This is a genomic window from Candidatus Endomicrobiellum agilis (assembly GCF_020328115.1).
Lineage (GTDB): Bacteria > Elusimicrobiota > Endomicrobiia > Endomicrobiales > Endomicrobiaceae > Endomicrobiellum > Endomicrobiellum agilis.
Window position 1 is genome coordinate 58,039 of the sequence record NZ_JAIXMW010000002.1, and the last position, 13,342, is coordinate 71,380.

Genomic DNA, 13,342 nt, shown 5'->3' on the forward strand with positions numbered 1-13,342 from the left:
ACATATATTATGAACTGCTCTCGCTTTTATAGTTTTTCAGGAACAAGTCTATAGTATCTCCGTACTTTTTATATGATTCGAGAGAAGACTTCTTAATTTCATCCAACTTTATTTTTACATTTTCCAAATTAACAAAATTACTTAATTCTTCATACAGCACATATCTAACTTTTTTTATCTCACCGTCTATCGGTGCAATTCCTTCTGAAATAAATTTTTCTATAAGTACAATTGTATTTTTATCATCTTCAAGAACCCGGTTAATAAAATCATTAAAATCATTTAATTGTTTTGAATCGCTCCATTCCTTCCATTTGTCTAAAAGAGCTGGTAATTTTTTATGATTAATAAGATATTCCTTATCTATCTTATCTATATTATTTATTTTTTCAACGCATATTTTTTGTAAAGATATTATTTTGTCTGGCGGTATTGCTGATTTACAAGAGCATGTCATTAAAAATTGCATATATAAGCCTTTTGTACGAGGGATAAGTTCTTTCAATAAATTAAAATTCTTTTCCTTATCTTTTCCTCTGCTTAACAGCTGATATATTATACTCTCTGCTAGTTTTTCTGAATCGAATAAATCAAATATACTCTTGGCTGAGTCTGGAATACGAGGCAAGTCTTCATAAATATTAAATAACGCTTCTATAATATTTTTGACATTTCTCTCAGGAATCAATTTTTTATCTTCTATAAAATCTAAAATTCCTTCCAATACTTTTCCGATTCTTTCTATTTCTATATATTGATTAAGAATCTGTTCAAAATTTTTCATGGAATCTGCTTCTTTAAGGATTTTAATCATCTCATATCTACTTATTTCTTCTTCTTCCCCGCCGGCAATAAAATTAAAATAAGATTTATAATATTGTTCAGAACATATTCTTAGTTGTTTGTTCCATGTTCTAGGCTCGGTAGTAATATTTCCTAAAATATCCTTAAGTTGCGGGAATAATTCTTTAATTAAACACTCGACAGTCCGATAGTATTTGCCTTTTTTACCTATACAACTTTCTAATGCATTCTCTATTTCTTTTATTTCTTTTGTTCTTTCTTCTTGAGACGACCTCAATTTAGTATTAATTTCGTGTTCATGCGCCGCTGTAAAAAGGACTAAATTATGAGCCATAAATAAATAAAATTCATGAGCAAATAATCTAATTGCTTCAACGGCGATAAAGTCAATTGGATTTACTTCTATTACATCATTTTTACACATTCGGGATATGTTAAATTCTAATCCATTCATAAATCTTTTTATATCTCTGACGGTTTTAAAAAAGTCTTTGAATCCTGAATGATAAATACGCCCCCAATAGTTTTCATCTTTATTTTCATTAAAATATGCCTGCGCTGACGGCAATGTTTTTATCACTCGCTCTAATTCTTTAAGAAGAAACTTTTGAAGTACTTTTTCAGAAGGAAACGGTATATCAAAAATCACTTGCACGATTTTCTCTAAATATTTCTGTCCCTCTTTCTCTAAATATTTCTGTTCCTCAAAACTTTTCTCAACAATTTCCCTGTCAAAAGCCATCACATATATCATCTTATTAAAATCAGCATTAACTCTCACTAATCTGAATATCTCTTTAATTTCTTCATCAGCTAATCTGTCTATATCGTCAATAAACACAATAATATTTCGCTTATTTTCAACTAAATAATTATTGATATCTTTTTTAATGTCAATTACGGATATACTTTTAGATCTTCTATCATATTTTTCAGATTTTGCTCCAAGAATGCTTTTTAAAAGTTTAAGAATGTCTTTTAAAAGTTCAAGAATGTCTTTTAAAACTGAAACAGCTAATAAGGAAAAGGAAACAGTTTGAACACAATATTCGTGAAGTCCTAACAGGACGGCGGGTCCTAACAAGACGGCGGCATAATTTCTGAATCTTTCTGCCAGAATTCTATCTTTTTTACTTTTGTCTTTGCAATCAAAAGCAGAAGCTATTTCGTTAAAAAAATATTTTGTTATATCTTCCCTTTTTGAAAGTATCCAAGGATTAAAATCTATCATTACAGGCTTATTATCAGTTCCAGCTTTATTGTCAATATACTGCTTAATTAAGTTAATAACTGACGACTTTCCTGATCCCCATACCCCGTTAATTCCTATGATAATACTTTTATCGGATTCCCAATTCAATAAATTTGAAGATATATCTTCGGCAAATTGAGTTCTTCCGAGCATGTCATCTTTTTTATCTTTAATAGGATCATCAGTATCAAAATTTTTTCTTTTAAAACCACCTTTATTATCAGCCATCATTATCTTTCCTTCAAAATAAAATCTATACCGCAAAAAGTCTAAGACTGCTTTTGTGTTCAGCTATCTGTTATACTGAGAGAGTTCTTTACCGAAGTATCTATTTTTATGGTATTGCTATATTATAGAACAAAACATTATAATATATGAAAAAGTAAAATATATTTTAAACATTTCAAGCGAATCGAAATATAAGTAAAAAATACATTTACTAATATCTACAATATCCAAAACGGACAAAAAATGGTAAAATTAAAAAGGCGGATCACAAGCTGGTAAGAAGCGTACGCAAATTATTGCAGATTTACGCCGAGTCTCAGACTTTGGGTCGTGTAAAAGGCATCGTGAAAAAAACAGAAAGACGTAACTATTAGCGGTATTTCGCAGTAGCTTTTTAACGAATTTTTTGAGAGAGTTAGCAATAAGAAAAGAGCGAGAATGTCATATTAAAGAATTTTGAGGAAGCGCATGCGTGTTTTTTGATGGACACATATCAGCCACAAGAAACAAAAGACAAAAGATTGCAGTCAGTTAGCTGAGTTTTATGCCGGGCAGAAAATTTTTAATAATTATAAAAAAATCCTTATGCTTTTCTTTCCTTATACAGGATAGGAACAAAAATGAATAAACAAAAATTGATGAGCGCAGTTCTCATAATAAGTATTTGTTTTACTTCGTTTGCCGGCTGTGGAAAAGGACAGAGGGAACAGCGTAACATGACGTACATCAGTATCATTAGTGAACCTGTACCTGTACCTTTTGATTGGCAGCACGATAAAGCTGAAGAAATGGGCTTCTTTAGTAAGAGCAACCACTATGGAGAAAGAGCGCTGGCGTTTGCCGTGCTGTATCCAGACAAGGCTGTGCTATACTCGTTAATGGCAACCCCGATAGTACTCGCAGCATTTATCATAATAAAGAATCTTATGTATTGCCTCTGGCGTTTGGCATGTTAAAGCTCAGCTGGTGGACTTTAAAAAAGGTTATCAGCAAGATAACTTGCGGCAAACTTTTGTCTCCAGCAGCTTGAGAAGATTCGCACTTTTACTCTACACCTACTCCGCCGAAGGGAGAGGTTAAGGCAACAGTTCCTGATAAAGTAACTATTCAAAATGACAACCTAGAAAAGTCCGTTCAGGAGATTGCTGCGAATACCAAAGCAATAGTCGACGAACTCGTTAATGTTAAAACAGCAATAACCGACAGACACGTTAAATATGAAGCACAGCTCAAAAGTATTGCAGAAACCCAAGCTGATATCCAAACGCAAATAGGTAACATTAGCAACGCCTTAACGAATGGGAAACAGTATCAGGAAACTCCGCCAGACCAACCAAACCAACCAGAACATCATGATAATCCTCAATCTCTTCCAGAGTCAGGAGATATACCTCCGCCCCCAGAACCAGATTTAACTCCAGATGAAAATCCGTCATCAACTCTGAAAGACAAAGCCGACGATCCTTGCTTAAGCATTCGGCATCAATCACAGCAATTAACCGCCGCTAACGTATATAGTAACTACGTTAGCGGCGGTTATAGGTATCAGAGCAGCTGCTTATCTGCATAAGAAGAACAGTAATTTTCAGGTTCGACTTCAGGAAACATCTGAAGAGAACAAAGAGCTTAAAAAGACAGCTGCCCGGCTCAAACTTGATGAAGAAAGTACTAATAATCCATTAGTTTTTGAAAATAAAAACCTCAAGAACCAAATATTAACTTGAGCAGAGAATATAATTCTGCTGTCAACTAAAATAAAAAGCTCGTAGAAGCGAAGCAAATAATAGCGCTAACGCGCAAATTAATAATTTGAAGAAAGATAATGATGAACTCAAAGAAGCTAAAGAAAAGCCTCTTAATTTTTTGCAGCGCAAACCTGAACCTGCCCCCAGCTTAAGAAACCCGCAAAAACCATAATACATAATAACAGTGGTTATTATTCTCCTGTTTACACTTCAGACAGAGTATATCCCCGTATTTTGTTGAAGAGGAAGGTACCATATTAGAGACCGTGCAGAAATGCAGATACTGCGAATTTTTTTTAAAATGTCTTCAACAAAGCTATCAACGTTTTTAGTCATCATAACATCCTATTTACGAACTAGATTACAGAAGACTCAGTGTTAATAGGTTTATAAATAAATTCAATGTGTCTCATAAGTTTTTTATAGAAGACATTACAAAAAAATCCTTCAGGGGAAATATCGCCTAAAAAATCTTACGCTGAGTGTTATTGTCACGACAAAATCCCGCAACAATATTATCACAGTCGGCAGACTCATAATAACAAATTTTATAACCAAGCTCGGCATATTTAATTCGGACTACCGTTAAATTATGCTTACTAGGAGCGTGATAATATGTTTTTATACGACTTCCACGCACCCTATAACCGACATAAGATATAACAGCAAGATAAACAATAATATTTACCGCAATAGATTTTATAGGTGAATTACCTATATTAACCGCGGGAAAACACCAATGCCAAGAAAACCAATAGGAAACCGCAGCATTATCGGACAGGGCGGAAACAGCTCCATTCTGCTCAGGCATTGAAGCGGATGCTGATAAAGAAGGAAGCGCCCCTGTTTCTTTCTTTATCAACTGCGGTATTCACAGCGCTTCCATTATCAGACAGCTTCTCACATTCAGACATATACGCATACAATTTTTTTTCATTTTATGCTTCTCCTTTGTCAAAAACAAGAAACCCATAAAGACAAAGTATGAGGATACGCGAGAAACCGGACAATCTCAAGAATAAGCTGAGTACAAAAAACTCTATTATTAAAAAGCAAATATGCAAACTTAAAACTTATTGAATTTTTTTCGTTATATACACGCGTAACGGCAACCGTGTCTCTAAAACCAAAGCGATTAAACTTATTTTTGGCTTAGACAAAAAAAGGATTTGCAAGAGGCGCTTGCACAGGAAAACTCAGAGCGGAAAACATTCTTAATATGCCCAAAAAATTAGAATATCCTGTTTTAGGCACAGCATATTTTAACAAAGGAAAAATAAGCGCGTTTACAGTAAAAGAAAGAATAGAATGGGCAAAATACGGGCGAACATTCCCATCACTGCGCAATTCCTCTAAAAAATTTAATAAAGGCAGGCGTTGGTGTTGACAACGGCGGCAGATTGTCTTCCGTTCTCTCAACGACAAACGACAGCAGAATTTCCAAGTTTTCCGCCGTAAGGCAACTTATCGCAACCGACGATTAAACTTACCAAAGAACAACAATAATATTTTTTCATGATTTGTCCGCGATTATTTCCGTTGCTTCTTTGAAAAGAAGGAGAACCAACCTCTTTTTTCTCCATTTTTGCCAACCCCTTTTTTGTCACAGTCTTCTTTATCATAGCCGCCTTTGTTATAGCCATATCTATCGTAACCGCGTTTATCAAAACCGCCTTTGTCAAAGCCTTCTCTATCATAGCCGCGACTGTTATAACCATCTTCATTATAACCGTCTTCATCAAAACCATCTTCGTTATAGCCATCTTTATCATAGCCGCGCTTATTAAAACCATCTTTGTCAAAGCCTTCTTTATCATAGCCACGACTGTTATAACCATCTTCATTATAGCCATCTTTATCATAGTCGCGCTTATTAAAACCATCTTTGTCAAAGCCTTCTCTATCATAGCCGCGACTGTTATAACCATCTTCATTATAACCGTCTTTATCAAAACCATCTTCATTATAGCCATCTTTATCATAGCCGCGTCTATTAAAACCATCTTTGTTAAAGCCTTCTTTATCATAGCCGCGTCTATTAAAACCATCAGAGTCGTAACCTTCTCTATTAAAGCCGTCTTTATTAAAGCCTTCTCTATCATAACCGTCTTTATCAAAACCATCTTTGTTAAAACCTTCTCTATCATAACCGCGATTGTTATAACCGCCTTTCTTATAACCATTTCTATCGTAACCTTCGCTATTAAAGCCATTTTTATCATAGCCTTCTTTGTCGTATTCGGCTACTGTATTAGACTTATCATAATTATTGCGTACGATACCGGCAGCTGGCTTACTATCACAACCAGAGATTAAACTTGCTACCAAGAGCAGAGCTACTATTTCTTTCATTTTTATACCTATCTTGTTTCCAGTCAGAAAGAAAAGCATAAGAATTTTATTATTAACCGAAATTTGTCAGCTTAATATAAAACTCAAATTCAATCAAATGCATGCAGTCTTTCATCTTACTCGCTCGCCCAATCACGCCAAAACTCTGAATACCTATCCAAATTAACCTTGCGGCTGCCCTCTCCAATGTTTTTATTATAACATCCGTAGGCTTACGTTCCATGATGTATCTATATTCATGCTTACCTGTTTTAAGACATACCGTTTTTCTGCATACAGAGCGTATATCGGGTTAAGGCACAACAGCGCTGTATTATTTGATACTCAACTGTACGCTCTTTTATATTCCTTTCTTAAAGGTACTGCTTAAGCAAGCAACGCCTGCGGTTAAGAAATTACTTAGATATAACATCATGTAAAAGCGGATAATACAACCAAGCACCAAACAAAGTTCTAAGGCGAACAGCGGCAAAACGGTCGCAAGCGCTAATCTCAGCAGCTGAAATAGAAGGTCAAGAACGCTCCAAGTCTGACAGTAAAGCTAGAAGAAGAAGCGCCCCGCCACTGGCAGCACGCCTAGCATTTCAACAAGAACAGCCCTCATTTTACCTCCCTCAGGTCAAAGAAAAGCGCATTTGTATTCTTATTCTGTGTCCCTTTCGGGTCGCGCACATGAGCAAGCACGTCGGCAAGCTGTATGCCGTTAAGCTGAGCCAGCTCTATCAGCTTAAAGTGTCCATCTTCTTCTTTTCTTATAGTCTGACAAGCATATCCGTTACTATCTCACAGAATTTGCGTAAACATAGATACGCAAAAATATATCTTTGGCTGATAAACACACACGTCATCTCACAGATGAGAACAGTCACAGCAATGGTAATAATTACGCCTTTTTTTCGTAAGCTGTTGTATTGACGTTTCGGTCACAGCGGTTGATGTTTCCTCTATCTTTTGGCTTGGAGTACATCCATGTCTGTTTACGCCGAAGGACTTTTCCCATTTTCACAACCTGTAAAACCCAGCAATAAGCATAAAAAGAATGCACGTCCTTTTTTTCATCAACAAAACTATCAATAGCTTCAATTGTTTTTTTCTTTTTAAGGAACAGTTCCACAAATATATTTATATTCTTTGAGCGAAGGAGCAAACTGGAAGCGAGTATTTATAACAGAAACTTCTTCCTCTTTAAGCGGCTGTTTTGTAGTAGCATCAAAAGTATCAAACCAATAACCAGCACTATAATCCCATTTGCAATATCTATAACCCTGCTTATGAACATTTATAACATAAGAGATACTAACTTTATCCAAAACATCTACAAAAATGTTGATAAACCTCTTCTTTTTTATCAGATTCAGAATTTGGTTTCTTCCGCTGTCCTATCTTTTTAATCAAATCTACAACAAAAAATCTTCCGCCTTTCTAATTTGCCAAGATACCGCTCCTTGCTTAAGCACCGACAAGGATCAGATTCATACGCTTGTGTCCAAACCTTATCGTTGTTAACGAGCTTTGTATAATACTTTGAGATTGTTATCCAATTATAAACAGCTAACCAATGATACTATTCCTGCGTCCTGTCGCATACAGTTTTGATTTTTTCTGCAAATGGTCTTGATCTTAAGTCTTAAGACAATCAAATGCCCGCCGTTTCCTGCGGAATACCGTCTTGCTCCTTTATACAAAGCCTACAGCAGCAAGAATAGTTGCGGCTCTATACCTCTATTAGTCTTCGTCCCAATCCGCCGCTCTGAAAAAGAGAGCGTTTTTGACTCTTCCTTTTGATGTTGATACTTTCTTTAAATCACAGCCCGCCGGCAAGGTAAAGTTTAAACAAGTGCTTATTATTGAGGACTACTCTCTTTAATCTTTGCATGTCCATGCCTATTTCTTGCGATTACCGCCTATTCGTTTGGCTTCCCGCACTGACACACTTTTTCTTTTTGTATTCAAGATTTTGTTCTTCAATTACATTCTCGCACATCATCGTTAACGATAATTGTTTCCTATTTAACCGCCCCTGCAGTTTTGCCCAAATCATATAATCAACACTGACATTAATACGATAATACGATATTTCCCGCCCCTTCTCTCGTTGCCAACTCGCTTGAAATATTCGTTAAACAACTGCTGCAAAACACCGCTGGCAGTTATATCTTCCTGTTTTTTTGCGATGTCTTTTATACAATCCACAGTTTGAGCAGTTCCTCGAACCTGCACTAACTTACTCGGATTTTTCTGTCTTTTGTTGTTGGTTCTCTTTTTTTTTACTTTACCATTATCGCCCTTTATTTCAAAATGCTCAAATATCACCGCTTCAGTTGTGTGCTGGCGCACCTGTTTTTTGCAGCTACAAACTGAGCGAATATATCATCGACGTGTTTATGTTGCCATACCCTGCGAACTGCGGCGCTTCCCCAGTCAGCGGCAACGTTATCGCCGCGCGACTCAAACTGCGCGGCGTATCATTGTTCTTTTTATTACTGCTTTTAATCCTTGCTCGCTTACTTTTTGCATTATCTTTGCTCTCAGTCTCCGCCTCTCTTTTTTATTTTTTTGCTGTGTCTTCTTTTTCAGACATTTACAGCACCCGCGCCATCTTGTATATTTGGTATTCCTTTTCTGTATAGAGGTGTCCTTTCTTTTTTCCTGTTTCTATTTCTTCCCATTCCGCTATGCTGTAGCGCGGTGTTTTGTGCAAAACACCATCACAACCTGCCAGCATCAAAATGCTTAACAACAATACAATTCTTTTCATTAGTTTGCCATCCTTTTTTATTTTCCACTTAAGGTTTCTGATTTCTGCCTAAACTCTCAAATAAGCGCCAGTTTCTCCTCCGCTCCTAGCTGTGCTATTTTTTATCTTGGCATTCTGTTTTTTGTTTCTTATTTTTTTATTCCTTTGACTGTCACAAATCCCAATGAAAAATTAACACCGCTATGCCAGCGGCAATACGTTCAAATAGCGACGTTAGCAGCATTAACAACATTGCAATTTTTTTCATCAGTTTACTATCCCCTTCTATTTTCCGCCGAACTCCTTAATAACCACTCGGTTCTTTTCCGCTTCTCGGCAGGCTATTTTTTTTCGTTTCGGTATTCTATTTTTTGTATTGCCTGAATTCGCTAAAATTGAACTTTTGATTTCTATCTCTGTCCTTGAACACTTTATCTCACTCTGCCGCAATCTGCAAACAACAACATTACATATAACAACAATACAATCTTTTTCATTTTATTCCGCTTACATTTCCCTCAATCGCAGCTCGTTTTTATTATTTCAAACCCGCATAATAATATAAATCGTTTAACATTAATAGCGCGCTCCTCGCTGGGCTTGTCGTGTCATCAACCGCATATCCAACTATAGGCAGGCGGTCAAACCCGGAGATTTTGGCTGGCATGTTCGCCACATCCTTACGGTCAACTTTGTCTCTTCTTTGTAATCCAAAAAATATTAATTTTTCAAAACTTTGTACTCTTTTCCACATTTTAACTGCTTTTTTATTTTGTTTTTATTCACTTTCAGCTTCTATTGCGTGATTTATAAAGCAATAATGACTTGAAGATATAGCAGCTTGGGCGATTCATAATAAAATTCCATCTAAATATACTATCAGTTGCATTTCAAAATTTCAATATAATTTAAAAATGACGCTTTTCTTATGGGCATCCGCTGGAAATTTTGAAAAACAGAAAGCGCGACCTATGGAAAAAGCCGTTATATGAATTGTCTTTTTCAGCAACACAAAGACATATCTGGCAATAAATCAAAATAAAATATCGGCGTTGTTTACGCCTATAGCTTTTTTCAAATATAATTCAAGATTCCAGCGCCGGACAGTCTGCGCTTAGTAACTTTACGGAAATATTTGCGCAACTCCTTGTATCCTAAATTCACATAAATCACGAGCAGAGCAGCATTTCTAAAATTGTTGAATCTAGACAGAAGTCTAAATTATATGAGAAATAAATTCTAACTGCGGTTTTTTAGCACGGTAAGTCCGTCATTTTATTTGCTGCCAAACCTGACTATCTTATTCGGTAGCCATTATCCCTGCATAGGAAAACTAGGAAAACAGAGGAGAGCTGTTTATCATAGATAATAAAACTTTTAATCATTACTGAGAGCTTGAGCAACGGCAGAAAAACCGCAGCGCTTATTTTAACATTCGCATTCTAGTAGAGGAATTTGTCCAATATAAGCGCTGTAAAAATTGCTAAAATATACGAGATGAAAAAGCAAATAAGCACAGAATCTTTTAGCCGCAAGGTAAAAGGGATATAATATAATGTCTTTTGACAGATTTTAATCTGCTTTTTCGCCTCTCGGCTGAAAAAATATAGCATTTATCTTTGAGGGAGTAAAAACTGTGAAATATGAAAATGGGCTTACGTCTGTCTTAATAAACGATAAAAACAGTCTGACGGCAACAGCTATTATTTTTATAAGAGCGGGATCAGTTGACGAAAAACCGTCTCAAGCAGGATTGTCTCACTTTTTAGAGCATTTGGTGTTTAAAGGCAGCAGGGATTACGCCGGCGATTTAATGAGTAGAAACGTTGAAAATATGGGCGGATACATAAATGCTGCCACCTCAAAAGAATTTACAATGTATCATATAAGCATTCAAAAAGACGGAGTGGAAAAAAGCATAAAAATGCTTGCGGACGCTATGCAAAATCCGCTTTTCCCGCAGGATGAAATTGACAAGGAAAGAAAAGTTGTAATTGAAGAAATCCAAAGACATTCCGATAATCCCGGAGCCGTTCTTTATGAGAAATTTTATGAAACTGTCTATATAAGAAGCGCGTTAAAAAACAGCGTCATCGGAACTCCGCAGATCATTGCAAACGTATCGCGGGAAGAAATATGCGATTATTATAAAACTCATTACGTCCCCGCAAAAATGCTTGTTGTCGTTTCTGGAAACTTTGATGAATTTGCCGTAGAAAAACTTATCGGCGAAACTTTCGGGAAATTTGAAAAACGCGATCCGCTTCCAGATCCGCTGCTTGTTGAAAAAGTTCACAGTGGAAAAGATATAAGTGAATATGGAAAAGTTGCAATGGGATATATGCTCACCGGATTTCTTGGACCTGATGCGAATGGAGAAGATATATATATCGCAGATTTAGCTGCAAGCGTTTTGGGCGGCGGAAAAAGTTCAAGATTATACAGATCTCTGTATGAAAAAAAACATCTCGTATATTCAACAGATTCTTCATTTACGGCTGAAAAAGGAACTGGAAATATTTGCATTGCGTCTGTTTTTGATTCGAAAAATCTCAAAAAAATAAAAGATGAAATTAGAAAACAGATTGAGGAAATTATTGACGACGCTATTACGGAGGAAGAATTAAGCAGGGCGAAACTTTCAATAAAAACAAACTGGAATTTTTCTCTCGAAACTCCTTTTGACATTGCAGATAATAACGGGTACTGGCATTTAGTCGGGAACCCTGAATTTGTAACGAAATACATGAAAAAAGTAGAAAGCGCGACAGTCGGCGATATAGGCAATTTTTTTAAAAAATATTATTCGCCTACAACAGCTTCTAACGTGGCGTTACTGCCTTCGCCAGCTCATGGCTGCAAATGATGCTCGAATGGAAATGAATGAAGAAAATGCGGTTAGTTTAATTTGCAATTTTGCCTCAAATTGCGTTAGAGCGCAAAATATGCTCGGCATAAAATGTGTTTGGAGGCAAGATGAAAAATTTTAGGCTTAAAAATAATATTAAAGTTATATTCAATAAGACCAGCGGAGCCGATATTGTTGCAATAAGAGTATTTACTCCAGTTTCAGTTATAAACGAAATTCCAGATAACGCAGGAATATCGTATCTCACCGCAAAACTTATGACGCAGTCCACAAAAAACCGTTCCAATGAAATTCTTGCAAATGATATAGAAAATATAGGAGCTGATTTAGTCGGCAATGCGAATTACGATACAGCGGCACTCAGTATGACTTTCCTTTCGGAATATTTCGGCAAAGCCGCAGAAATTCTTGCAGATACGATACTAAATCCTTCATTTGACGAAAAAGAAGTCTCTTTTGAAAAACAAAATGTTATAGCAGCTCTGAGTTTCCGCAAAGACAATATTGGAAATACCGCTTATGACGAATTTACAAAATTGTTTTACCGCGACACATCTTATGCAACGCCTATTTTAGGCACAAAGGAAACCGTTTCAAAAATTAGCTGCAAAGATCTGGCAGAGTGGCATAGGTATTCTTACAATGCTTCAAACATTTTGATTTCAATCGCCGGCAACATAGACGAAAATACCGCCAAAGAATCCTTAGAGAAATGCTTTGCGGAGGTTCCCGTCGGCAAAAAATTTGAAAAATCTGTTTTTGGCTTAGAACAATCCGAATCAATAAAAAAAGAAATAAAAGGAAAATTTAATCAGGCTTACATATATATAGGATTTCCCGCTCCCGATGTTTTAGATAAAGATTTTGTTTCAATTAAAGTTGCAAATGCGATTTTGGGCGGAAAAATGACAAGCAGACTATTTGTCGAGTTAAGAGAAAAACTTGGGCTTGCCTATGAAATAGGCGCCGTTTATCCGTCAAGAAGAGAAAAAAGTTATTTTGCAATTTATATGGGTCTTGATAAGAAAAATATTGGCTCAACATTGAAAAAGACAGATGAAATTTTAAAAGATTTCTGCACTGCAGAAGTTGGCGAACGGGAATTGGGAAATACTAAAACGTACATAAAAGGTCTCTACACTATGAGCAGACAGACTGTAAATAAGCAATCTTATTATTACGGCTGGCGGGAAATTGTCGGACAGGGTTGCGAATATGACAATAAGTACCTCAAAGACATAGAAAAAGTTACAACACAGAATATACTTGACGCTGCAAATAAAATATTTTTGAGGCATTCCGTCAGCATAATCGTTAACCCTGATGCAAAATAAATATGTGATGGAACCGTCAAC

13 protein-coding genes are annotated in these 13,342 nt (G+C 36.0%); 4 read left to right on the forward strand and 9 right to left on the reverse strand.

Annotation, left to right across the window (positions count from 1 at the left end; all coding sequences use genetic code 11):
* Nucleotides 1-7 precede the first annotated feature (7 nt).
* Nucleotides 8-2,287, reverse strand: a complete 2,280-nt coding sequence (locus LE179_RS01625; RefSeq protein WP_374128631.1) for a P-loop NTPase fold protein — start codon at nt 2,285-2,287, stop codon at nt 8-10.
* Between the two features lie 617 nt (nt 2,288-2,904).
* Here LE179_RS01625 and LE179_RS01630 point away from each other — a divergent pair.
* Nucleotides 2,905-3,240: a hypothetical protein gene (locus tag LE179_RS01630; RefSeq protein ID WP_374128632.1), complete on the forward strand. Its 336-nt coding sequence runs from the start codon at nt 2,905-2,907 to the stop codon at nt 3,238-3,240.
* A gap of 324 nt (nt 3,241-3,564) precedes the next feature.
* Here the strand turns inward: LE179_RS01630 and LE179_RS01635 are convergent, their stop codons facing one another.
* Both LE179_RS01635 and LE179_RS01640 read right to left on the reverse strand, forming a co-directional pair.
* Entirely contained in the window at nt 3,565-3,774 is a 210-nt protein-coding gene (locus LE179_RS01635) for a hypothetical protein (protein WP_374128633.1), read from the reverse strand.
* Nucleotides 3,775-4,492: 718 nt separating this feature from the next.
* Nucleotides 4,493-4,891, reverse strand: a complete 399-nt coding sequence (locus tag LE179_RS01640; protein ID WP_374128634.1) for a hypothetical protein — start codon at nt 4,889-4,891, stop codon at nt 4,493-4,495.
* A gap of 357 nt (nt 4,892-5,248) precedes the next feature.
* On the opposite strand from LE179_RS01640, the gene LE179_RS01645 reads away from it, so the two are divergent.
* Nucleotides 5,249-5,416 (forward strand): hypothetical protein, encoded by a 168-nt coding sequence (locus LE179_RS01645; protein WP_374128635.1) that lies wholly within the window; start codon nt 5,249-5,251, stop codon nt 5,414-5,416.
* A gap of 143 nt (nt 5,417-5,559) precedes the next feature.
* Here the strand turns inward: LE179_RS01645 and LE179_RS01650 are convergent, their stop codons facing one another.
* From LE179_RS01650 to LE179_RS01675, 6 genes are all read right to left on the reverse strand, one after another.
* Nucleotides 5,560-6,381 carry a hypothetical protein gene (locus tag LE179_RS01650; RefSeq protein ID WP_374128636.1) on the reverse strand — a complete coding sequence of 274 codons (822 nt, stop codon included), beginning with the start codon at nt 6,379-6,381 and terminating at the stop codon, nt 5,560-5,562.
* A gap of 883 nt (nt 6,382-7,264) precedes the next feature.
* Entirely contained in the window at nt 7,265-7,495 is a 231-nt protein-coding gene (locus LE179_RS01655; RefSeq protein WP_374128637.1) for a hypothetical protein, read from the reverse strand.
* Nucleotides 7,479-7,691 carry a hypothetical protein gene (locus tag LE179_RS01660; protein WP_374128638.1) on the reverse strand — a complete coding sequence of 71 codons (213 nt, stop codon included), beginning with the start codon at nt 7,689-7,691 and terminating at the stop codon, nt 7,479-7,481. Before LE179_RS01660 ends, LE179_RS01655 begins: the two co-directional genes overlap by 17 nt.
* A gap of 727 nt (nt 7,692-8,418) precedes the next feature.
* Complete coding sequence (locus tag LE179_RS01665) at nt 8,419-8,694, reverse strand: hypothetical protein (protein ID WP_374128639.1); 276 nt, start codon at nt 8,692-8,694, stop codon at nt 8,419-8,421.
* Between the two features lie 268 nt (nt 8,695-8,962).
* The gene (locus LE179_RS01670; RefSeq protein ID WP_374128640.1) at nt 8,963-9,139 is read right to left on the reverse strand and encodes a hypothetical protein; all 177 of its coding nucleotides are present in this window, start codon (nt 9,137-9,139) and stop codon (nt 8,963-8,965) included.
* A gap of 517 nt (nt 9,140-9,656) precedes the next feature.
* Nucleotides 9,657-9,872 (reverse strand): hypothetical protein, encoded by a 216-nt coding sequence (locus LE179_RS01675; protein WP_374128641.1) that lies wholly within the window; start codon nt 9,870-9,872, stop codon nt 9,657-9,659.
* A gap of 882 nt (nt 9,873-10,754) precedes the next feature.
* Between LE179_RS01675 and LE179_RS01680 the strand changes: the two genes are divergently transcribed.
* Nucleotides 10,755-11,984, forward strand: coding sequence for a M16 family metallopeptidase (locus LE179_RS01680; protein ID WP_374128642.1), 1,230 nt, complete (start codon nt 10,755-10,757; stop codon nt 11,982-11,984).
* A gap of 110 nt (nt 11,985-12,094) precedes the next feature.
* Entirely contained in the window at nt 12,095-13,321 is a 1,227-nt protein-coding gene (locus LE179_RS01685) for a M16 family metallopeptidase (protein ID WP_374128643.1), read from the forward strand.
* Nucleotides 13,322-13,342 lie beyond the last annotated feature (21 nt).

What these genes read in the sequence shown, in the direction of transcription:
- LE179_RS01650 (WP_374128636.1), bottom strand. Translation starts at nt 6,381, where the DNA reads ATGAAAGAAATAGTAGCTCTGCTCTTGGTAGCAAGTTTAATCTCTGGT.
- LE179_RS01675 (WP_374128641.1), bottom strand. Translation starts at nt 9,872, where the DNA reads ATGTGGAAAAGAGTACAAAGTTTTGAAAAATTAATATTTTTTGGATTA.
- LE179_RS01630 (WP_374128632.1), top strand. Translation starts at nt 2,905, where the DNA reads ATGAATAAACAAAAATTGATGAGCGCAGTTCTCATAATAAGTATTTGT.
- LE179_RS01645 (WP_374128635.1), top strand. Translation starts at nt 5,249, where the DNA reads ATGCCCAAAAAATTAGAATATCCTGTTTTAGGCACAGCATATTTTAAC.
- LE179_RS01670 (WP_374128640.1), bottom strand. Translation starts at nt 9,139, where the DNA reads ATGAAAAGAATTGTATTGTTGTTAAGCATTTTGATGCTGGCAGGTTGT.
- LE179_RS01625 (WP_374128631.1), bottom strand. Translation starts at nt 2,287, where the DNA reads ATGATGGCTGATAATAAAGGTGGTTTTAAAAGAAAAAATTTTGATACT.
- LE179_RS01685 (WP_374128643.1), top strand. Translation starts at nt 12,095, where the DNA reads ATGAAAAATTTTAGGCTTAAAAATAATATTAAAGTTATATTCAATAAG.